This window comes from Candidatus Poriferisodalis sp. (assembly GCF_965214215.1).
Classification (GTDB): Bacteria; Actinomycetota; Acidimicrobiia; order Acidimicrobiales; family Poriferisodalaceae; genus Poriferisodalis.
On sequence record NZ_CBDCBD010000002.1, the window covers coordinates 153,918 to 175,444 of the forward strand.

Below are 21,527 nucleotides of genomic sequence, written 5' to 3' on the forward strand. Positions count from 1 at the left end.
TCCCCATCAACGCTACCGGTCCACGCAGTTGATGAAGCGCTAGAGGGCGTAGCGGCGAGCCCCGACGCTGATGACGATGCCGACCGCAGCGAAAGCCGTGATGGTGCCCGAACCGCCGTGACTCATGAGAGGCAGGGGGATGCCGGTGATGGGCATGATGCCGATCGTCATACCGATGTTCTGAAACACCTGGAATAGCAGCATCGAAAGGATTCCGACCGCGAGTAATCGACCGAAGGGGTCGCTGGCGACACGAGCCATCTGCCAGATGCGCACCGTCATGTACGCATAGAGCGCGAGCAGGAGCGTGCCGCCGACGAGACCGAATTCTTCGCCGAGCGCGGTGAAGATGAAGTCGTTGTGCTGTTCGGGCACGAGGCTGAGGTTGGTCTGTGTGCCTTGCTTCCAGCCCTGTCCCCAAATGCCGCCCGCTCCGATGGCGATCTGGCTCTGACGCAGGTTGTAGGAGGCCTCGAGCGGCTCGAAGTCCTGGTCCAAGAATGCCGTGAGACGGTTTCGCTGCGTCTCGCTCAGCAGCCTGGGCCCTTGGAGCGCGTCGATGCTGAAGACCAGCACGAGGGCGAGGACTCCAGCCAGCGTGATGACGACGATGTGCCGCAGTTGCGCACCGGCGACGAGCAGCATGCCCATGGCCACCGCCACGAAGACCAGCATCGTGCCGAGGTCGGGCTGGAGATAGATGAGGGCCATCGGCACGACCAGCAACAACCCGGCGTTGAAGAGCGTGTCGAAGCGCAGATATCCCTCGTGATTGGCAACGAAAGCGGCCAAGGACACGATCACGACGAGTTTGGCGAACTCCGACGGCTGCACCTGAAAGCCGAAGAACGGCAGCGTGAACCATGACCGTGCGTTGCGGATCTCGGGGCCCCAGCGCAGCAACGCGCCGAGCGCCCCGAGGATGATGAGGTAGGCAGGCGTCGAGTAAAAGCGAAGCACTCGGTAGTCGACGACGGCCGCGACGATCATGACCACAATCCCGATGCCCACGAAGATTGCCTGACGGCGCGCCACGGTCCATGGGTCTCCGCCTTCGAACGAGAGGCTGCGCCACGTCGCGGCGTAGTTCATCGCCACGCCCAGGCACGCGATTGCGATGGCGGCGAGCGCCAAGGAGTAGTCGGCGAACCAGGCCGGAGACCGCAATTCACGGCGGGTCTGCGTGCGATTCAGCAGCCGCGCAATCATGACCCCCCCTCGATCTGATCCACATCGGGGATGCCGTCACCATCCGCATCAGAGGGCGTGTTGGCTCGTGGCAGCTGGACGCCCCACGGGCAGCCTTCGGGCACGTAGCCCAAGAACGCCGGATCGCCGCGCAGCGCCTCTGGCACATCGGGGCACTCGGGCTGGGGAGGCACGAACGCGATCTGGGGTTCAGGCCAGCGCTGCTCGTAGGCCCGGACTGCCTCGATGATGCGCCGGGCCACAGGCGCAGCCGCCTCGCCGCCGTAGCCGGCCTCCTCCATGACAACGGCGACGGCGTATCGCGGGTCATGGGTGGGCGCCCACGCCACGAACACCGCCGTGTCCTCCTTCTTGCGCCGCAGCACGGCGTTCAGACCCTGCGCCTGGGCCGTGCCGGTCTTGCCCGACACCGGATAGCCGGCATGGTCGTAGCCCTCGAAGGCCTTGGCGGCGGTGCCTCGCAACCGGGGATTGGTGACGTTGCTCAGCCCTTCCCGTACGACCGCGCTGCCGGCGGGGAATTCCACGGTGTCGAGCACCCTCGGTTCGAAGGTCAGCACGGGCTCGCCGAACGTTTCTGCCTCGCGAGACGCGACCTCCTCAACGACGTTCGGAGAGAAGCGGGTGCCGCCGTTGGCAAGAGTGGCGTACGCGTTTGCGAGCTGTAGCGGTGTGACGGCAACGAGCCCCTGGCCGATCCCGGTGTTGATGTTGTCGCCCGGGAACCAGCGCGGCGGCTCGTCGTAAGGGTTGTAGGCCTCGGGACTCAACTCAAAGAGGGTCTTCTTCACATCGCCGTCAGGCACGCGGCCCGTCTTTTCGAATGGCAACTGCACGCCGGTCGGGGAATCGAATCCGAGGGCGCGAGCCATGTCCTGAATCGCCCACTGCTCCGGGCCGTCGACCCAGTACAGGTCGTCGGACACCTTGTAGAAGTAGGCATCGCTGGACCGGGTCAGCGCCCCCGACAAGTCCAGGGTTCCGAGCGCGGCCCGATCGGCGTTGAAGAACGTGCAGCGGCCGGTGCAGCCCCGCGCATCGGGAATCCTGTAGTAGCCGACATCGTGATATGCCGCCCGCGGCGAGATGAGGCCCGCTTCGAGGCCAGCGAGTGCTGTCACCGGCTTGAAGACCGAACCGGGTGAGTAGGTGCCCTGCACTGCGAGATTGTTCAGCGCGCCCGGCGCATAGGGGTTTTCGAACACCGATTGGTACTCCGCCAGTGACAGGCCCTCCACCATCCAATTCGGGTCGTAGGTCGGATGCGAGGCCATCGCGAGCACATCGCCGTTGCGCACATCCATGACGACGGCTGCCCCGGTCAGGGCCGGGTAGAAGAACCCGGAGTCCTCGCTCACGGTCTTACGGGCAGCGATCAGCCCTTGGCGCAGGTACGACTCCACTGCAGCCTGCAGCTCGACGTCAATGGACAGCACGATGTCGTGGCCCGGCTGCGGCGGCACGTCGGCCAAGATTCGCTGCACCCGGTCCTGCCGGTCCACCTCGAGCTTGGTGCGCCCCGGTTCGCCGTGGAGCTCGGCTTCGAAGAGGCCCTCGATGCCCGCCCTGCCGACCCGCTCGTAGGGCAGGTAGCCATCATCGATCAGCTCCCGATGCTGGCGCTCTGACATCGCCCCGACGTAGCCGACGATGTGTGCCCCGACTTCGTTCTGGGGGTAGACGCGAACCCAGTCCCAGCGGGCCTCCACACCGGCGATGGATCGTTCCGCCACGCGAAGCAGGCCGTCCTCGTCGAGGCCTGTGGCAATTACCTTGGGGGCGAGCGGGTGCGTGCGCTGATCGGCAAAGCCCTGGCTGAGCAGTTCTGCGGGCACGTCGAGCAGGTCGGCGAGTTGGGCCAGCACGCTTACGGTGTGCTCTTCGCCGTATCTCGAATAGTCGTAGGTCACCACACCGGTGCGGACGTTGTCCGCGAGGACCACGCCATGACGGTCCAGAATGCGGCCACGCGTCGGCGGAGTGATGATGATGCGGACCTGGTTCGACTCAGCGGCAACGGTGAACTGCTCAGTCTCGAGCACCTGCAGGTACCACAGGCGGGTGAAGAGCGCTCCGAACAGGCCGATCATCACGATGCCGATGAAGGCCATCCGGCGGCGGACCCGCTCATCCACCGCGAGCCGTGCTTTCTCGAAGGTCAGAAATGCGCGGACGGATGATGAGTGCCCATCGAAGCACACGTTCGAGCAGCGGATTGGTCAGCAGCGACGCAACACCGGTGACAAGGGCGATGCGAACGAGCGGCGCCTCGGTCACGTAGACGAGGTCCATCAGCCAACCGACTCCGCCGAAGAGACCGATCCCGCCCGCTGACAGCACCGAGGCCACCGCCGCACGAGCGAGCCAGCGAGCTGTAGGGATCTGCTCGGCAACGCTGCCCGACACGTAACCCATCAGCGTCAGCACGAGCAGGGATATGCCGAACGGTGTGTGAACGATGAGATCAGATGCAAGCCCGCAGGCGCCACCGAACGACGCCCCGGTGCCCTTGCCACCGACGATCCCTCCCGCGACGGCCAGCAGCACCAGCGGATCAACGATGACACCCGCCGGTGTGATGTACACCAGCAGGCCCACGTGGACGATGATGGCGAGAGCCAGAACCAGCGCCGACCGTGCCGGCGGACCGGCACCTGCCATCATCGCCAGTCCTCCCTCACGACTCGCCGCCGACTGTGCCTGCTTCGGCAGGGTCGTCATCTGGCTCGCGATCCACGATGACCGGCTCGGGTACTTCGGGTTCGTAGAGCAGCACCTGTGCCCAGCGCAGCCGCTCGAGATCCGCGGCAGGGTGCACGGTGACCCGCTGCGCCCCCCGTACTGCATCGGGCTCGACATCGGTGACGGTGCCCACGAGCAACCCTGCAGGAAACGTGCTGCCCTCAAAGCCGCTCGTGACCACGGTCTCTCCGGGGATGACGACTGTCTCCAGCTCGATGTAGCTCACCTCCAGGTCGCGGCCCGGTCCCCGACCGGAGGCCAATCCGTCGTCTCCAGAGCGAACGATGCGCACGCCAGCGTCGAAGTTTGGATCGGTCAGCAATTCGACTAACGACCAAGAGGGGTCGGCGCGGGAGACCCGTCCGATCAGTCCGTCGCCGCTCTCTACCGGCATGCCTTCGCGAATGCCGTCACGACGACCTGCGTCTACAACAATCGTGCGTTCAAAGTTCGACACCGGCGCATCGATGACACGCGCCGTGACCCGTGGAATCGCCTGGACCACGTCGCGGGCACCCATGAGCGCAAGCAGTTCTTGGCGGTCGCGCTCCAACTCGCCGACACGCAGCACTGATGCCTGCGCCTCAGCCAGCTGACCACGCAGCTGCGCGTTCTCCGCCTCCACGTCATCGAAGCTGACGACCCCGCGCCACGCGTTGCGAATCGGCCCAGTTACCCAATCGCCGAATGTCCGCACTGGACCCAGCAGCTCCTGCACCGTGCCGCGGGCACTGTCCAGCACACCGCCAGAACCGCGTGCGTCAAGCGTCAGCAGTGCAATGGCCGTCACGACGAGCAGAGCCAGACGAAGCCAAGTGCGTCTCCGAATGCCGGCGCGGCGGGCCACGGCCGGGGGCGTCAGCGCCCCTCGGTGGAGGAGTAGAGCACTCCGTGGAGGACGTCGAATTCTTCGAGCGTTTGGCCAGAACCGCGCACGACGGCGAACAGCGGATCCTCCGCGATGTGGACTGCAACACCTGTCTCCGAGCGCAGTCGATCCGGCAGACCACGCAGCATTGCTCCTCCGCCGGCGAGCGTGATGCCGTGGTCCATGACGTCGGCTGCCAACTCCGGCGCAGTGTCGTCGAGCGTTGCCTTCACCGAGTCGACGATGGCGCTGACGGGCCCCGCGATCGCTTCGCGGATCTCCATGCTGTCCACGCTGACGGATTCGGGCAGTCCGCTGACCATGTCGCGGCCACGGACCTCCGCGAAGATTTCCTGCTGCAATGGCCACGCCGAACCAAGGGCAAGCTTGATCTCCTCCGCGGTGCGCTCGCCCACGATAAGGCCATGTTCCTTCTTGACGTGAGCGCTGATCGTCGCGTCAATCAGGTTGCCGCCGATGCGGACAGAACGAGCCGTCACGATGCCGCCCAGCGAGATCACCGCGACCTCAGTGGTCCCGCCGCCGATGTCGACGATCATGCTCCCCTGCGCTGTCTGCACCGGCAGCCCGGCGCCGATCGCTGCGGCCATCGGCTCCTCGATGATGTATGCGCGGCGCGCTCCCGCATATTCGGCGGCTTCCTGCACGGCGCGCTGCTCGACCCCGGTGATCCCCGACGGCACGCAGATCACCATGCGTGGCTTGGGCCAACGGGTCTGGGAAACCTCGTTGATGAAGTGCCTCAGCATCTTCTCGCAGATGTCGAAGTCGGCGATCACGCCATCCTTCAGTGGGCTGATGGCGGTGATGTTGCCGGGGGTCCTGCCGATCATCCGCTTGGCTTCCTGCCCGACGGCCAACGAGTTGCCGGTCATCGAGTCGACCGCGACTACCGACGGCTCGTTCAGCACGATGCCCCGGCCGCGGACAAACACGATCGTGTTGGCCGTGCCCAGATCGACCGCGATGTCCCTGCCGCCGAACACCGAGCTGCGCCGGCGGGGTCGGGATGCTCCTTTCGCCGCCATCAACCGCTGACCTCGTTGATTGACGCGACATTGTTCGTCGTAGCGATGGTGGGGAAGAACAAAGCGATCTCGCGTTCCGCCGAAGCCTCGCTGTCGGAGCCATGTACGAGGTTCTCCGTGGGAGACAGCCCGAAGTCGCCCCGGATGGTGCCCGGCGCTGCAGTGGCGGGATTAGTCGTGCCCATCATGGTGCGCACGACGGCGAAGACGTCGTCGCCTGCGTCTGGGGGACCTTCGAGCACCATGACAACCGACGGCGAGCGGGTGATGAACTCCAGCAGCGGCTCATAGAACGGCTTGCCGGCGTGCTCGGCGTAGTGCCGCTCGGCCGTATCGCGATCAATGGTCCGGTGCTCAAGGGCAGCGACGGCAAGTCCCTTGCGCTCGAATCTGCCCACAATCTCGCCGACGAGGCCGCGCTCGACTGCGTCTGGCTTGCAGATCACCAGCGTTTGCCGCATCGCTGTCTCCCTCGGCTGTGCGCGCGTACTGGCGCGATGCGCCATCGGCTGCGCGCACGAGGCTAATGCGGGTCACGGCTGAGAGGGTGCGCGAAAGGCGGAATTCCTCGATTCGAGGGTTCTTGCTTCCCGCTGTAGCTCCCCATGCCTCATGCGATTGGGCTCGCGGGCCGCTCAGGCCCGGGGGCTCAGCCTTTGAGAAGTCGCCGGGCTTCGGCAGCGACGTAGAGAGATCCGCTCACCACCACAATCCCCTCCCGACCAGCCCGGTCGCGGGCGTGCTGCAGCGCCTCGCCGACGCCGGCGACGCCAGTGATCTGGAGCGGCCGCGCACGTCCCGCACAGGAGTGCTCGACGGCGGCGGCGATCTCGCTCGGGGCCATTGCGCGCGGCCACGCCGCTGCCGTGGCGACGACCGCATCGAAGGGATCGAGATCTAGCGCTTCACAGAATGCACCGGGATCGTGCGGCCTGTTGGCACCTATTACCAGCACCTTGGCGCCGTCCGTGCTCGTCGGCGCGCCTGTGGGGTGTCCCGGCGACGACGCCGAACCCACCCACAGAGATTCCGCGAGCGTGTCTCGCAACGCAGCGGCTCCGCCAGGATTGTGGGCCCCGTCGATGACGACCGTCGGCTCCTGAGCGACGATTTCAAAACGAGCCGGCAGCGAGACGGATTCCAAAGCGGCCGCAATCACGTCATCGTCGATGCGCCGACCAAAGAACGCCTCGACAGAGCTGATGGCCGTGGCGACGTTCATCGCTTGGTGAGCTCCATGCAGCGGCACGTAGTGGTCGGCGTGCTCCCCGAGGGGCGTGCGAATGCTCACGAGCTGGCCGCCGACGGCAGTCTGACGCTGGACGACATCCCAGTCGACGCCTCGCCGCCAGACATCGGCACTCGCCTCCGCCGCCGTAGCGGCCACGACTTCGACGAGCTCCGGGGCTGTTTCGCCGCAGACGACGATCGCCCCAGCCGAGATGATCCCTGCCTTCTCCGCCGCAACGTCTGCCAGCGTCGGCCCGATGATCTCGAGATGGTCAGCGCCGATGTTGGTGATGACTGCCACGGCTGCGTCCACGACGTTGGTTGCGTCCCAGCGCCCGCCCATGCCCACCTCGATCACATTCACGTGGGCGTTCGAGGCGAACCAGTTGTACGCGGCAGCGGCCATTACCTCGAAGTAGTTCGGCCGTTCACCGCAGCGCTCGGTCACCATCGATTCGAAGACCGCTATCTCGCTGATCGCCAAAGTGAATGACTCGTCGTCGAGCGGCTCGTTGGCGACGGTGATCCGGTCATTGACACGTTCGATGTGTGGTGACGTGTAGCTGCCCGCAGCCAGACCACACGACCCCAGCAGCGCTACCGCCAGCCGTGCCGTGCTGCCCTTGCCGTTCGTGCCGGTGATGTGAATCGCCGGCACGCTGTCCTGGGGATCGCCCAAGACGCCCATGAGGGTCCACATACGGTCCAGCGTGGGCGGCGTCGCTTCTGCGCTGCCGAGCAGCCGCTCGAGATCGATATGGGAGTCCAGCCAGTCCACGGCGGCCTCGTAGTCGCGCAGTGGGCCCGATGTGGCTTTCGTCGGCCCAGTGTCAGAGGGCTCAGGGTTCAAGACGCGTTGCTCAAGAGGCGCGGCGCGTGACGGTGGACCGAGGCACCAGCGTGGGGTTCACCTTGTCAAGCACCACTTTCCGGTCGACGATGCAGCGAGCCACGTCGTCACGGCTCGGCAGGTCGTACATCAGCCCCAGCAGGACCTCTTCGAGAATCGCTCGAAGTCCCCGGGCGCCCGTATTGCGCAGCATCGCCTGATCCACGATCGCTTCGAGTGCATCGGGAGTGAACTCGAGCTCGACGTCGTCGAGTTCGAACATCCGGCGGTACTGACGGACCAGGGCATTCTTCGGCTCGGTGAGGATGCGTCGCAGCGCGTCGGGACCGAGCGGGTCAACGACACCGACGACGGGAAGCCGGCCGATGAACTCGGGAATCAGGCCGAAGTGGCGCAGATCTTCAGGCAACACGTCCGGCAGCACATCGAGCGCAGAGCCATCGCCGGCGTTGCGCAGCGTTGCGCCGAAGCCGACGCCTCGCTCCCCCACCCGGTCGGCGATGAGCCGCTCGAGGCCGTCAAAAGCGCCTCCGCAGATGAACAGCACATTGCTGGTGTCGATCTGCAGGAACTCCTGGTGGGGATGCTTGCGGCCGCCTTGCGGGGGAACGGATGCCACCGTGCCTTCGAGGATCTTGAGCAGCGCCTGCTGGACGCCCTCGCCCGACACGTCGCGGGTGATCGAGGCGTTCTCGGCCTTGCGAGCGATCTTGTCGATTTCGTCGATGTAGACGATGCCGGTCTCCGCCCGCTTCACGTCAAAGTCGGCCGCCTGAAGGAGCTTGAGCAAGATGTTCTCGACGTCTTCGCCCACATAGCCGGCTTCGGTGAGCGCAGTGGCGTCGGCGATGGCAAAGGGCACGTTGAGCATGCGGGCCAGCGTCTGCGCCATCATCGTCTTGCCACAGCCAGTCGGACCGATCAGCAGGATGTTGGACTTGGCGATCTCGATGTCTTCGGATGCGCCAGGGCCGGAGGGCTCAAGGCGCATGCGCTTGTAATGGTTGTAGACGGCCACCGACAGGATCGTCTTGGTCCGGTCCTGATCGATGATGTAGTCATCGAGGAAGGCGAAGATCTCGCGCGGCTTGGGTACCGATTCGAACGGCGTCTCGGTGGTGGTCTCGACCTCGTCGTCAATGATCTCGTTGCACAGGTCGATGCACTCGTCGCAGATATAGACGCCCGGGCCCGCGATGAGCTTGCGCACCTGCTTCTGCGACTTGCCGCAGAACGAGCACTTGAGCAGCTCGCCTCCCTCGCCAAACTTCGCCACGCTGCACCTCCCTTCCGCGAATTCTTCCGGGGAATCTCCGGCAAGAGCTCTCGCGAGATCCTGCACGTCAATGGACTGTCAAGGTTCGCACACGGTCCGACCGCATGCGCGCCAAGAGTTGATCGCCAAGGATGGCACAGCGCGCGCGGCATGCGGTGATCTGTTTGGAAGTCGACGTGCTCGGGGACACGGGGAGCGGTGAGGGCGCGCCGGTAGGCTCCGCGCTTCGTGAAGACGACGTTGACGCCGCTGGATCCAGCGGATTTCATCGGGCCCGCGCCAGTTCCTGAACCCGATGCATCCCTCCCCGACGACGCTTCGGCTTCCGCCGAGTCCCCTGACGACGGTGAGATTGCCGACGAGGCCGCGGACGATGATGTCGGCCACGACACCGGCGACGACGCCGAGCACGGGGAAGCCGCACAGCGATTCATCGGGCCCCGGGTCAAGCTGACCGTCGAAGTCGACGCGGCGACCTTCGACGCCGACGTCGAGGCTGCATTCCGCAAGCTCGCCCGCGAGGTGCGCATCCCGGGTTTCCGCCCGGGGCGGGCGCCCCGCCAGGTGCTGGAATCGCATTTTGGGCCAGAAATCGGCCGCGCGCAGGCGCTTGAAGAAGCGTTGCCCCGCTACTACGCCGAAGCCGTGCGCGACAACCAGGTCGACGTGGTGAACCAGCCCGAGCTAGAGCTCACGCTCGACGGCAGCGAAGGGCCGGTGGCCTTCGAGGCAACCGTCGAGACCCGGCCGGTGGTGTCGATCTCGGGCTATGAGACCCTGCAGTTAGAGATACCCAGCCCGGTGCCGCCGGACTCCGAGATCGAGGCTCGCATCGACGAGACGCGCCGTCAGTTCGCCGATATCGCCGAGGTGGAGCGGCCGGCCGATGACGGCGACCGGGTCGCCATCGACATCGAGGGCTCGGTGGAGGGCGAGCCGCTGCCCGGGCTGTCTGCGCAGGACTACCTCTATGAGGTGGGCAGCGGCGGCATCGTGCCCGAAGTCGACGAGCATCTGCGCGGCAGCGAAGCGGGCGCCGAGCTGTCGTTCAGCGCACCGCATCCGGTCCAGACAGAGATGGAAATTGACTTCGAGATCACCGTCAACGCTGTGTCTGAGCTCGTCTTGCCCGATCTGACCGACGCCTGGGTCGACGAGAACACTGAGCACGACACTGTCGAAGAATTGCATGAGGCCACAGCGAGGCAACTCAGCTTCGGACGAATCATGCAAGCCAACATGGTGCTGCGAGACGAGGTCCAGAAGCAGTTGGCGGGCTTGGTGGAGGGTCCCGTGCCCGACGCCATGGTGAGCGGAGCGATCGCGGATCGCATGTCCGAGCTGGGCAACGGGCTGCAGCAGCGCAACATGACGATCGAGGAGTGGTTGGAGGCGACGGGGCAGGAGCCGGCGTCATTCATCGGGGAATTGAGAGACGATGCCGAGCGGGTTGTGCGCCTAGACTTGGCACTGCGCGCCCTGGCCTCGGCCGAGGCCTTGCAGGCCGACGACGATGACGTCGACGCAGAGCTGGAGAAGATGGCGGCCAACGATGGCCGCAGCCCGGACCAGTTGCGAGAGGTCATAGCGGAAACTGATGGGCTCGCGCACTTGACGGCGGCCATTTGCAAGAACAAGGCGCTTCAATGGGCCATCGAAGCCGCCACACTCGTGGGACCGGACGGCGAGGGGATCGAACGCTCGGAGCTCGAGCTGCCGTCGCCCGATGACCCCGAAGACCCAGACTCCGAAAACCCAGACGATTAAGGACCGATGGTGACCACCGAGTTCTCCGTAAGCCACGATCACGACGACCAAGGTGCCGGACGGCATAACGCACGGAATTACCTCGTGCCCACGGTGGTGGAGCAGACCAACCGCGGCGAGCGCGCCTACGACCTGTATTCGCGGCTTCTGAAGGAGAACATCATCTTCTTGGGCACGCCCATCGACGACGTGATCGCCAACCTGGTGTGCGCACAGATGATCCACCTAGAGTCGGAGAATCCCGACAAGGACATCAACATCTACATCAACTCGCCCGGCGGCGATATCAGCTCCCTGTTCGCCATCTACGACACCAGCCAGTACATCCGCAACGACATCACCACAATCTGCCTGGGTCAGGCGGCGTCGGCAGCCGCGGTGCTGCTGGCGGCGGGAACTCCGGGCAAGCGAATGGCGCTGCCCAATGCGCGGGTGCTGCTGCATCAGCCCTACGGGCAGGCGATCGGTCAGGCGACCGACATCGAGCTGGCGGCTCGGGAGATCGATCGGATGCGCGAGCGGCTCGAGCGGATCATTGCGCACCACACTGGCCAGGACCTCGAGCGGATTCACGCCGACACCGACCGCGACTTCATCATGGATGCAGAGGCCGCCAAGGAGTACGGGATCATCGACGAGGTGATCGCGAACCGTCAAGTTCTTGAGGACGGCCCCATCCGCGCCGCCTAGGCGAGCGGACGACGGGAATCGCCGAGTCACCCGCAGCACACCATGTGCTGCCAGCATCATCAGCTTGGAAGGCTGAGGTTCTGGCGAGCGGACGACGGGAATCGAACCCGCATCATCAGCTTGGAAGGCTGAGGTTCTGGCCGTTGAACTACGTCCGCAAGGAACGCCGAGGGTAGCGGCGCGCACATAGCGCACTGCCGAACCCCAGCGAGCGGACGACGGGAATCGCCGTCTCGATGGCGGCGCCAGAGGCGCCGCGTGCATCATCAGCTTGGAAGGCTGAGGTTCTGGCCGTTGAACTACGTCCGCAAGGAACGCCGAGGGTAGCGGCGCGCCCGCTCAGCGACCGAGGACTTGCAGATGCCCTTGGTCGCGCAACTGCTCGATGAACGTTTCGGTGTAGGCGGCTTCAGGATCAGCCCTGACTGCCTCGTCGATGGCGTACGCATCGTCGCCAACCAGGATCCGCCACCGGCCAGCCAGCACGTCCGACAAAATGACCTCAGCCGCCTGTGCCGCGGTCGTCGGAGCGTCATCGCGGAATCGTGTGTTGCGGTCGTTGACGAAACCTTCGATCTGCTCGTCGCTGAATCCATCGAGGTTGATGCCCCTCGCCTGCATGTTCTTGCGAATGAGCGGAATGTCTGCGCCGTGGGTGGTGAAGCTGTTCCGCGCTATCTCGGTGCCGATGTGGCCAGGCATCACCACATGGGCGCTGACATGCGGCGCGTGCAGCGCCAGGTCCTGCATGAGTGCCTCGGTGAACCCCTTTACCGCAAACTTCGCGGCGCAATAGGAGGTATGCGGCAAGCCAGGGCCGATGGTTGCCCAGAAGCCATTGATGCTGGCGGTATTGACCATCGCGCCTGCATCGGAACGTACGAGCATGTCCATGAACGCACGGGCGCAGTTCAGCACGCCGTTCCAGCAGACCTCAAAGGTCTTGTCCCACGCCTCGCGCTGGTCGTCGATCACGAAGCTGCCGCCACCGCCGACGCCGGCGTTGTTGAACAGCAGATTGATGTGATCGGTGTCGTGCTGTTCGGCGACCTCGGCGGCAAAGGCCGCTACGGCATCAGCGTCGGTGACATCGCACTGGTGCGTGGTGATTCGTACGCCGCTGGCTGCGCGTGCCCCTGCGAGATCGGCCGCCTGCTGCAGCGTCTCGGTATTGAGATCGCAGGCGGCAACGTGCGCTCCCGCGGCTGTGAGCCGACACACCAGCTCACGTCCCATGCCCGTGCCGCCGCCGGTGACGACAGCGATCCTTCCTTGGAGTTCAGTGACTGCCATGGCTTATGCCTCCGGTCCTTCGGCGAACATCGCTGCTGCCGCAGCCGCCATCTCTTCGGGAGTCACGTCTCTCACATGGGTCGCGATGGACCATTTGTGGCCGAACGGGTCGCGAATGCTCCCGAACCGGATTGACGTCGCTCATGCCGCGGACTCTAACCACGCTGCGCGCATTGCAACGCCGTTACCAGCCCCGCTCTCGCCTGCGTTCCCGATCATCGCTCAAGGCTGCGAAAATGCGGTCCTTCGGCGCGTCCGCTCGATGATGAGCGCAGCCGGCAAGGAGGACTCTCATGAGGCAAGTCGACCACTGGATCAGCGGTCAGCGCACGCAAGGGTCGCCCAAGACGATGTTCGATGTGACCGACCCAGTCACCGGCGGTGTGGTCGCCACCGTTCCCATGGCGTCTGCAGGCGACGTGGACGTGGCTGTGAGCACGGCACGTACGGCATGGGAGGGGTGGCGGGAGGCCTCCATCTCGTCTCGTGCCGCGGTCATGTTCGCCTTCCGGGAGCTGCTCGAAGAGCACCGTTTGGAACTGGCCGAGATGGTCTCGGCCGAGCACGGCAAGGTTCGCGCCGATGCGCTTGGCGAGCTGCGACGCGGGATCGAAGTGGTGGAATTCGCCTGCGGCATCGGGCAGCTGCTCAAGGGTGAGCGCACCGACGACATCAGCACCTCCCACGATGCGTACACGGTCCGCCAGCCGGTGGGCGTGGTGGCGGGCATCACGCCGTTCAACTTCCCGGCGATGGTGCCAATGTGGATGTACCCGGTGGCGATCGCCGCCGGGAACTGCTTCGTGCTCAAGCCGTCGGAGAAGGACCCATCGGTATCGGTGCGCATCGGCGAGCTGTTCGCCGAAGCGGGGCTGCCCGACGGCGTGTTCAGCGTGCTCCACGGCGACGCCGATGCGGTGAATGGGCTGTGCGAGCACCCCGGGATCGACGCGGTGAGCTTCGTGGGCTCGACGCCGATCGCCCGCCACGTGCATCGCACGGCGTCGATGGCAGGCAAGCGGGTGCAAGCGCTCGGCGGCGCCAAGAACCACATGATCGTGCTGCCCGACGCTGACCTCGGCCAAGCAGCCGACGCTGCGGTTTCGGCTGGCTACGGGTCGGCCGGCGAGCGCTGCATGGCCATCTCGGTGGTCGTGGCAGTGGGGGCGATTGCTGATGACTTGGCTGGGGAGATCTGCGAGCGGATCGATGCGTTGCGTATTGGCCCAGGGCTGGGCGCCGAAGCGGTGGACATGGGGCCGCTCGTGACGGCCGAGCACCGTGACCGGGTGCTCAGCTACATCGACTTGGGCGAGTCAGAGGGCGCAGTGCTGGTGCGCGACGGCCGTGAGCTGATGGTGGACGGCCACCCAAACGGCTACTGGGTCGGCCCAACGCTGCTCGACGAAGTCACGCCCGATATGAAGGTGTACGAGGACGAGATATTCGGACCCGTGCTGTGCCTGGTACGGGTGGAATCGTTCGAAGAGGCGATGGAGCTCATCGAGAACAACCAGTTCGGCAACGGTGTGGCGCTGTTCACCCGTGACGGCGGTGCTGCACGGCGGTTCCGGCGTGAGGCTCCCGTCGGGATGGTCGGGGTGAATGTGGCCATCCCGGTGCCGATGGCGTATCACTCCTTTGGGGGCTGGAAGGACTCGCTGTTCGGCGACCACCACATGCACGGCCCCGAGGGCATCCGCTTCTACACACGGCTCAAGGCGGTGACCGAGCACTGGCCCGACCCAGCCGACCGCGGCGTCGACCTGGGATTCCCCACGGCTCGCTGAGCTTCCCGTTCGGGCTCGACAGGCGCGATTGGTTCTCGGGTGCCAGCCCCCCGGCCGGCGGTCGGGAAGGCGGGATTTGAACCCACGACCCCCTGCTCCCAAAGCAGGTGCGCTACCAAGCTGCGCCACTTCCCGAATCTGAAGAGCTGACGGGTCAGCTCCCGATTTCGAGCGTACCGGTGGCGGTGCGAACGGCCTGTGTGGATTCTGAGGCCGGCGCTGCTGCTGTGCGCTGCGACTCGGAGTTGTGCTGCGACTCAGTCGTCCACCGAGATGACCTGCGTGGGGCAGCTGGCCGCTGCCGTGCGCGCCGCGCCGTGATGCTCGGCGCTAGGACTGCTCTCGAGCAGCTGTACGAGTCCGTCGTCGCCCACCTCGAAAATGCCCGGAGCGATCATCTCGCACGATCCGCTGCCGATGCACTTGTCGACGTCAATGGTGATTTTCACTGTGCCTCCACATCGCCTGGCCTTGCGGGCCTCTAGGCCACCGGACCTCATTGTTGCGAGTCTGAGCGCGTGCTCGCTACGAATCAGCGCAACGCTACGCCACGTTTGGGGAGAACCTGTGCCGCTCCGGCTCTCCCCTGCATTTCCCGCGAGGCGGGCACCGATGACTCATGCCCATTACCCTCAGCGGCGGCCATCACCGGCCACCCTCGCCACTCCCCAGGAGGACCACCGTGAAGATCGGCGTGATGATGTTCCCCACCGACAAGGCCATCGGGCCTGTCGAGTTGGCCAAAGCTGTCGAGGAACGGGGCTTCGAGTCGCTGTGGTTCCCCGAGCACAGCCACATTCCCACCAGCCGCGAGACGCCATGGGGCGGCAATGAGGGCGCACCGCCCCTGCCTGAGGAGTACTGGCGCACCCATGACCAGTTCGTGTCGCTCGGCGCCGCTGCCGCCGTCACCGAGAACATCATGCTTGGCACCGGGATCACACTCGTAGCCCAGCGCGACCCGATCTGGCTCGCCAAAGAAGCCGCCACGGTCGACCGGATCTCGAACGGCCGGTTCATCTTGGGCATCGGCTACGGCTGGAACAAGGAAGAGCTCCGGAACCACGGCGTCAAGTACACCGATCGGCGCGCCATCACCCGCGAGATGATGCTGGCGGTGCGTGAGCTGTGGACCAACGACGAGGCCGAGTTCCACGGCGACTGGGTGAACTTCGATTCATCGTGGGCGTGGCCCAAGCCCGTGCAGGAAGGCGGCCCCAAGGTGATCTTGGGCGGCGCCGCCGGGCCCAAGACCATCGCTGACATCGTCGAGTTCTGCGACGGCTGGATGCCGATCTCGGGCCGCTACGACCTCGAAGTGCCGATGAAGCAGATCCGGGAATCCGCGATCGAAGCCGGCCGCGACGCCGATGACATCGAGTTCGGCCAGTTCGGCACGCCTCCCAAGCCCGAGATCCTCGAAAGCCTCGCCGAGATCGGCTGCACCCGGGTGGTGCTGGCGCTGCCGCCAGCCGACGCCGACACGGTGCTGCCGATCCTCGACAAGTACACCGCGCTGCTGTAGCCGCTCCCGCTGTCGGGGCCATCGCCGAGGCCGCAGTGGTTGTCGGCCGCGCGCTGTCGCCGGTTTCGTCGTCGGCCGCGCCAGCGGGAAGAATGTGGCGATGACCGACAGCGCGCCCGGCGTAGAGCAGCTCGACGTCGTCGACGAGGTGGGGCGCTACCTGCGCACGGCCCCGCGGGACGAGGTCCACGAGCGAGGCGAGTGGCACCGCGTGTTCCACTGTCAGATCGTCACGCTGCGCAACGGTGTTCCGACGGCCGTGCTACAGCGACGCACTCGCTCCAAGGCTGCGTTTCCGGGATTGCTCGACATCAGCGCTGCCGGGCATCTTGCCGCCGGCGAGACACCGCTCGATGGCGTGCGAGAACTCGAAGAAGAACTCGGCGTGAGGCCCGCCAGTGCCGATCTGGTGCCGCTGGGCGTCCGCAGGCTGGCCGATGACAGCGGCGAAGGCACGCTGAACTGCGAGCTGACCAGCGTGTACCTGCTGCGCGACGACCGTCCGCTCACCGACTACGTGCTGGCACGCGACGAGGTCGACGCGGTGTTCGACGTGCCCATCGCCGACCTGCTCGCGCTGTTCGAGGGCGGCCCGTCGATCACCCTGCACGGTGTCACGTCAGCCGGTCATGCCGACGCAGGAGAGGCAACCTTCGAAGCCACGCTCGATGACCTCGTACCCAGCTCCGAATATTGGGTAGTGCTGATGGTGATGGCCCAGCGGTTCCTCGCCGGCGAAGGGCCGCTGGCGGTCTAGCCAAGCTCCGATCCAATCTCGGCGACGCGGGCACGGCACCGTCAGGCGTGTTCGGCGATGACCGACAGCACCTCGGCGCCGTAGGAGTCGAGCTTGGCCGGCCCGATGCCCGAAACGGCCAACAGCTCGACCTCGTTGCGGGGACGCTGTGTGGCCAGAGCAATCAGGACCGCATCGCCGAAGACGACGAATGCCGGTACTGCGTCGGCCCGGCTTCGCTCAAGGCGCCAAGCACGCAGGGCCTCGAACAGCGCCGCATCATGCGGATCGGTTGGGGGTTCGGGCTTCGAACGACGGGTCGCCGGGCGTGCGTCGGTGCCCGGCAAGGCCGGTGTGCCGCCTGAGTCGGCAGGGCCAGAGGAACCGGTGCCTCGTTGCGTTCCTCGCACGGGCTCGGTGGTCTGCGCCGATGCGGGCACTTCTGGCATCGGCGGCGCCAGTTCGCTCAGCTCCGCCAGAAATGGGGACGGCAAGTCGTCGCTGATGAAGGTCACCGATTCGGAACAGCGCGTCAGCGCCACGTGAAAGACCCGGCGCTCCTCCTCGACATCGGGGGCCAACCGGTGCGGCATCAACCCGGCCGACGCCTCATAGACGATGACGTGGGGCCATTCGAGCCCCTTGAACTTGTGCACCGTTGCCAGCCGCACCCCTGATCGCCGGGCCGTCGTCGCCGGGCCGCCGTTGCGTTGCGGGCGGGCCTCGTCATTGCCGAAGCCGACGGTGTCCGCAGCGCCGAACCCTGACAGGCGGTCGGTCAACCATCCGGCAAAACCCGCCGGGTCGGGGTGCAGATGGGCCACCGAAATCAGCGCCCGCAGGTCGTCGCCGTGGGCAGACCTGTCCACTGCGCGACGCGATGCATCTAGGCGCGTGTCGAGGCTGAAGCCCAAGCCCAGCTCATCTCGAACGATCTCAAGAATGGCTTGCGTGGCGAGCTGCTCATTCGCGGTCCGCTGACGCAGCATGTCGATGTCGTCGGCGAACTCGTCGATCTTTGTTGCTGCGCGTTCGTCGCTGAGACGGCCCGCCAGCGCCCGCAGAGCGCCGATGCTGCGCTGCTCGCCGATCCATTCGATCACCCGGGGCGAAATTCCGCGTGGCGGCCGGCGCGCTGCATCCGACAACGCACCATTCGGCAGTGCCTGACGGGGCGCGACAGCCAGCTTGAGCCACGCCAGCGCGCCCGCGACACCGGTGCGCTCCAAGAACCCCCGGCCCAGTGGCGCATCAGCCGCCACGCCCATGTCGCCGAGCACGATCTGCGGCACCAGCAAAGTGCTGTTGACCCTCGTCAGCACGGCAATATCGGAAGGACGGACGCCACCGTCCGTCAGCGCGGCCACGGTGTCGCGAAGTGCCGCAGCCGCCTCCTGCCCAACCTTGGCGGCGACAGTCCCATTCGTCGGATCGTCGCCGGGGCCACGCCTGTCGCCCGGTCCGGCGACTGAGGCCGCCGCCGCAGCGGCCCGCTGGGCCTCTGAGTCTGATTGGGGCGCAGTGACCTGCTTGTCGATCCGACGGCGATTGTGCGACAGCAGCTTGATGGCGGCGTCGATGACGGGCGGCGGGCAGCGGTAGTTCACGTTCAGGTGATGGCGTGCCGCCCCGGGGAAGTACTTGTCGAAGTCGATGAGCCACTGGGGCGACGCGCCCGCGTAGCCGTAGATCGTCTGGTCGTCGTCGCCGACGGCGAATACATCGGCCCGCGGGCCGGCGAGCAACCGGATCATCAGCAGGTGTGCCGGCGTCAAGTCCTGAAACTCGTCTACCAGCAGCACACCGGAAGCTCGGCGTGCAGCGGCACGAGCCTGCGGGTCAGCCAGCAAGATCTCGATCGCTCGGATGATCTGCTGGTCGAAGTCGACCAATCCGTCTGCCGCCAAATCTTCGACGAATCTCGGCGCCACCGATGCGAAGTCGGGAACGTCGGGTTGGAAGTCAAACTCGACATCGGCCGGATCACGCAAACCCAATCGAGATGCGCCGAGCGCCTCCAGCCACGGCGCGAGTTGGTCGGTCATCGCCCGCCGTCGACGCTTGATCAGACCGTCGAGCCGGTCGCGCACCCCCATCTCGTCGATCACCTCGATGCGGCCATGCCGAGAGGGACGAGCGAACGGACCGCTGCCATTGCAGATCGCGAGTGCGAGGCTGTTCAGCGTGCGAACTTCGATGCCCGGAAGGTCCGCGGTGCGTTCTTGCATCTCGCGGCGGGCACGCACGTTGAAGGCCACCAGACACACCGCGCCTGGGGCGATGCCGACATCGCGTACCAAGTAGCGAGCACGTTCAGTGAGCACGCGTGTCTTGCCTGAGCCCGCGGGCGCCACGATGCAGGCCGCTCCCCCGAGGTGGCCGACTGCTGCGCGCTGATCGGATGCGAGGTCGGCCTGCGGAGTTCCACGCCGAGCGCCTCTCAAACTGCCGACAGCGAGATTCGCAGCGGGTACGACGGCTGAAGCCAGCGCCATTGTGTCGAGATCGAATGCGTCGAGCGGCCCACCGTCACACCACACCGCACCGGCGTCGGTGATCACATCTCCGGCCGCAGCGTCGTCGCAGGGCTGCGCGCCCAGCTTCAGCGCCGCGGAGACGGGCGCCAAACGTGGTCGCTGAGGGGCCCGAGCATCCACGCAATTCGCCGTCAGCAGGTGTGCAAGCACCTCAGAACGCATGGTGAGGCCGGGCGTGAGCTCCCACCACGGCGCGTGCCACACAGGCGCCAGATCGGGCAACTCACCGTCAAGCTCGATGACCAGGCGGGTGCGTGTGCGCCAGGCTTCGCGCAGCCGAATACCGACCTCGGCGCTGAAATCGCCCGTCCTCACCGTGACGTGTTCGCAGTCCAGCCATGGATCGGGCGGGCGGTCACCTGGGCGCACCAGCACGCTGCGGCCCAACTGGGGCGGCCCCGCGAATGCAGCCGCAGCCGCAGCCGTGGCAGGCGTCACGGCGTCTCGGGGGCACTGGGCGTCCACGTAGTGCTGAGCAATTCGCTGTGCACCGGTGGACGCGTTAGCGGCCGATGCCGATCAGGTGCATTGCCTCCGCACGGGTCGCGGTGTTGCGGAACTGGCCACGCACCGCCGAGGTGATGGTCAGCGATCCCGGCTTCTGCACGCCCCGCATCGACATGCACTGGTGCTCGGCTTCGACAACCACCAATGTGCCCCGCGGCTCCAGCACTTCCATCAGCTTGTCGGCGACCTGGGTGGTGAGCCGTTCTTGCACCTGCGGCCTGCGCGCGTACGCCTCCACTAGACGCGCCAGCTTCGACAGCCCGGTGATCATGCCCCGCTCGCCGGGGATGTAGGCGACGTGGGCCCGACCGACGAACGGCATGAGATGGTGCTCGCACATCGAGTAGAAGGGAATGTCACGCACCATGACCATCTCGTCGTGGCCAGTCTCGAACTGCACCTGGAGGTGGTGTTCGGGGTCCTCCTGCAGGCCAGCGAACACTTCCGCGTACATGCGGGCGACTCGCTTGGGCGTCTTGCTCAGGCCGTCTCGGTCGGGGTCCTCGCCGATCGCTACCAGGATCTCCCGGACCGCCCGCTCGATCCGGTCGGTATCCACCGGCTCGTCGGTAACAGCGCCATTCGTCTCTGCGATCGACGTCACCCCACCTGCGAGTTTGGACGCCGAAGCAGTATCCGTGCCAGAAACTGAGCCCTGCGGCATCCGCTGAACCTACCCGCGTTCACCGGCGACCCCATCGCCATTTCCTATCTTGCACACTGGCCGCACCAAGCGCCCCCGGCAGGACTCGAACCTGCAACCGGCGGGATAGAAGCCCGCTGCGCTGTCCAGTTGCGCCACGGGGGCTCTGGCCACGAGGACCCGCAGCCATCCTGCCACCGAACGGGCCCGGCTCCAAGGGTTCAGCAACACGACAACGACCTCGTCGCTACATTCGCGAGTCCGGAATTCGCACGGCTCCGACCCTCAAAGGAGACTGAACGTGACGGCGACAAATCCAGGCTTCCGCTTCGACACCAACGACCTTCTGTGGATCCACCACGAAGGCAGCCCGCGGTTCGACTATCCGATCGACTACGACATCGCCGTGCTCGGCCACGAGGCGGACGCCGGACGGCTGGACTTGCTGATTCGATGGGCACCAGATGCCTACTGCCACTTCCACCGCCACGTGGCGACGACGACCTCGCTGGTCCTCGAGGGCGAGCATCACGTCATCGACATCGATGGGGACGGCAACGAGGTGCACCACGATGTCCGCCCAGCCGGCACCTACTGCAGCGGCCCCGACGGCGACGTGCACATGGAGCGCGGCGGCCCCGAGGGCTCGCTGGTGCTGTTCTCGATGCATGAGCCCACAGGGCGAATGTTCGAGGTGCTTGACGCCGACCGCAACATCCTGGCCGAGAACACCATCGAGTCGTTCATAGAGCAGGCCCGCGAACTCGCGAGTTGACACTGACGCCAGCCTTCGGAGCCCCTGAACGAGAGCGCTG

18 protein-coding genes, 4 tRNA genes and 1 pseudogene are annotated in these 21,527 nt (G+C 65.9%); 6 read left to right on the forward strand and 17 right to left on the reverse strand.

The window, feature by feature from the left end:
- Positions 1–39 precede the first annotated feature (39 nt).
- The 8 genes from rodA to clpX all read right to left on the reverse strand — a co-directional run bounded on the left by rodA (position 40) and on the right by clpX (position 9,224).
- The gene (gene rodA, locus ACOOF5_RS00940) at positions 40–1,209 is read right to left on the reverse strand and encodes a rod shape-determining protein RodA (RefSeq protein WP_420435695.1); all 1,170 of its coding nucleotides are present in this window, start codon (positions 1,207–1,209) and stop codon (positions 40–42) included.
- Positions 1,206–3,344: a penicillin-binding protein 2 gene (mrdA, locus tag ACOOF5_RS00945; protein WP_420435697.1), complete on the reverse strand. Its 2,139-nt coding sequence runs from the start codon at positions 3,342–3,344 to the stop codon at positions 1,206–1,208. Before mrdA ends, rodA begins: the two co-directional genes overlap by 4 nt.
- Positions 3,337–3,873, reverse strand: a complete 537-nt coding sequence (locus ACOOF5_RS00950) for a hypothetical protein (RefSeq protein WP_420435699.1) — start codon at positions 3,871–3,873, stop codon at positions 3,337–3,339. Before ACOOF5_RS00950 ends, mrdA begins: the two co-directional genes overlap by 8 nt.
- Before the next feature lie 13 nt (positions 3,874–3,886).
- Positions 3,887–4,741 (reverse strand): rod shape-determining protein MreC, encoded by an 855-nt coding sequence (gene mreC, locus ACOOF5_RS00955; protein ID WP_420435701.1) that lies wholly within the window; start codon positions 4,739–4,741, stop codon positions 3,887–3,889.
- 68 nt (positions 4,742–4,809) lie between these two features.
- Positions 4,810–5,868 (reverse strand): rod shape-determining protein, encoded by a 1,059-nt coding sequence (locus ACOOF5_RS00960; RefSeq protein ID WP_420435703.1) that lies wholly within the window; start codon positions 5,866–5,868, stop codon positions 4,810–4,812.
- On the reverse strand, positions 5,868–6,329 hold the full coding sequence (ndk, locus tag ACOOF5_RS00965) for a nucleoside-diphosphate kinase (RefSeq protein ID WP_420435705.1): 462 nt from the start codon (positions 6,327–6,329) through the stop codon (positions 5,868–5,870). The genes ACOOF5_RS00960 and ndk overlap by 1 nt, the downstream gene beginning before the upstream one ends.
- 188 nt (positions 6,330–6,517) lie before the next feature.
- Positions 6,518–7,948 (reverse strand): bifunctional folylpolyglutamate synthase/dihydrofolate synthase, encoded by a 1,431-nt coding sequence (locus tag ACOOF5_RS00970; protein WP_420435707.1) that lies wholly within the window; start codon positions 7,946–7,948, stop codon positions 6,518–6,520.
- Between the two features lie 10 nt (positions 7,949–7,958).
- Positions 7,959–9,224: an ATP-dependent Clp protease ATP-binding subunit ClpX gene (gene clpX, locus ACOOF5_RS00975; RefSeq protein ID WP_420435709.1), complete on the reverse strand. Its 1,266-nt coding sequence runs from the start codon at positions 9,222–9,224 to the stop codon at positions 7,959–7,961.
- 228 nt (positions 9,225–9,452) lie between these two features.
- On the opposite strand from clpX, the gene tig reads away from it, so the two are divergent.
- Complete coding sequence (tig, locus tag ACOOF5_RS00980; RefSeq protein WP_420435711.1) at positions 9,453–10,991, forward strand: trigger factor; 1,539 nt, start codon at positions 9,453–9,455, stop codon at positions 10,989–10,991.
- Between the two features lie 9 nt (positions 10,992–11,000).
- Positions 11,001–11,681 carry an ATP-dependent Clp protease proteolytic subunit gene (locus ACOOF5_RS00985; protein WP_420435713.1) on the forward strand — a complete coding sequence of 227 codons (681 nt, stop codon included), beginning with the start codon at positions 11,001–11,003 and terminating at the stop codon, positions 11,679–11,681.
- 86 nt (positions 11,682–11,767) lie between these two features.
- Here ACOOF5_RS00985 and ACOOF5_RS00990 read toward each other — a convergent pair.
- The 4 genes and pseudogenes from ACOOF5_RS00990 to ACOOF5_RS01005 all read right to left on the reverse strand — a co-directional run.
- Positions 11,768–11,839: transfer RNA gene (locus tag ACOOF5_RS00990), tRNA-Gly, on the reverse strand.
- 52 nt (positions 11,840–11,891) lie between these two features.
- Positions 11,892–11,990: transfer RNA gene (locus ACOOF5_RS00995), tRNA-Gly, on the reverse strand.
- Positions 11,991–12,020: 30 nt separating this feature from the next.
- On the reverse strand, positions 12,021–12,974 hold the full coding sequence (locus ACOOF5_RS01000) for an SDR family NAD(P)-dependent oxidoreductase (protein WP_420435715.1): 954 nt from the start codon (positions 12,972–12,974) through the stop codon (positions 12,021–12,023).
- Between the two features lie 3 nt (positions 12,975–12,977).
- Positions 12,978–13,103 (reverse strand): annotated as a pseudogene (locus tag ACOOF5_RS01005) (VOC family protein); the annotation flags it as partial.
- Between the two features lie 164 nt (positions 13,104–13,267).
- Between ACOOF5_RS01005 and ACOOF5_RS01010 the strand changes: the two are divergent.
- Positions 13,268–14,764: a CoA-acylating methylmalonate-semialdehyde dehydrogenase gene (locus tag ACOOF5_RS01010; RefSeq protein WP_420435717.1), complete on the forward strand. Its 1,497-nt coding sequence runs from the start codon at positions 13,268–13,270 to the stop codon at positions 14,762–14,764.
- A gap of 61 nt (positions 14,765–14,825) precedes the next feature.
- On the opposite strand, the gene ACOOF5_RS01015 is transcribed toward ACOOF5_RS01010, so the two are convergent.
- Both ACOOF5_RS01015 and ACOOF5_RS01020 read right to left on the reverse strand, forming a co-directional pair.
- A tRNA-Pro gene (locus ACOOF5_RS01015) sits at positions 14,826–14,899 on the reverse strand.
- 122 nt (positions 14,900–15,021) lie between these two features.
- Positions 15,022–15,213, reverse strand: a complete 192-nt coding sequence (locus ACOOF5_RS01020) for a ferredoxin (RefSeq protein ID WP_420435719.1) — start codon at positions 15,211–15,213, stop codon at positions 15,022–15,024.
- Positions 15,214–15,446: 233 nt separating this feature from the next.
- Between ACOOF5_RS01020 and ACOOF5_RS01025 the strand changes: the two genes are divergently transcribed.
- Together ACOOF5_RS01025 and ACOOF5_RS01030 are read left to right on the forward strand one after the other, a co-directional pair.
- Positions 15,447–16,289: an LLM class F420-dependent oxidoreductase gene (locus ACOOF5_RS01025; RefSeq protein WP_420435721.1), complete on the forward strand. Its 843-nt coding sequence runs from the start codon at positions 15,447–15,449 to the stop codon at positions 16,287–16,289.
- A gap of 100 nt (positions 16,290–16,389) precedes the next feature.
- Positions 16,390–17,046 carry an NUDIX hydrolase gene (locus ACOOF5_RS01030; protein ID WP_420435723.1) on the forward strand — a complete coding sequence of 219 codons (657 nt, stop codon included), beginning with the start codon at positions 16,390–16,392 and terminating at the stop codon, positions 17,044–17,046.
- A gap of 41 nt (positions 17,047–17,087) precedes the next feature.
- On the opposite strand, the gene ACOOF5_RS01035 is transcribed toward ACOOF5_RS01030, so the two are convergent.
- The 3 genes from ACOOF5_RS01035 to ACOOF5_RS01045 form a co-directional block, all read right to left on the reverse strand.
- Complete coding sequence (locus ACOOF5_RS01035) at positions 17,088–20,000, reverse strand: ATP-dependent DNA helicase UvrD2 (protein ID WP_420435725.1); 2,913 nt, start codon at positions 19,998–20,000, stop codon at positions 17,088–17,090.
- A gap of 64 nt (positions 20,001–20,064) precedes the next feature.
- Positions 20,065–20,733 (reverse strand): GTP cyclohydrolase I FolE, encoded by a 669-nt coding sequence (folE, locus tag ACOOF5_RS01040; protein WP_420435727.1) that lies wholly within the window; start codon positions 20,731–20,733, stop codon positions 20,065–20,067.
- 70 nt (positions 20,734–20,803) lie between these two features.
- Positions 20,804–20,877: transfer RNA gene (locus ACOOF5_RS01045), tRNA-Arg, on the reverse strand.
- A 136-nt stretch (positions 20,878–21,013) separates the two neighbouring features.
- Here ACOOF5_RS01045 and ACOOF5_RS01050 point away from each other — a divergent pair.
- A complete protein-coding gene (locus ACOOF5_RS01050; RefSeq protein WP_420435729.1) occupies positions 21,014–21,487 on the forward strand; it encodes a cupin domain-containing protein in 474 nt (157 codons plus the stop codon).
- The last annotated feature ends 40 nt before the right edge of the window (positions 21,488–21,527 follow it).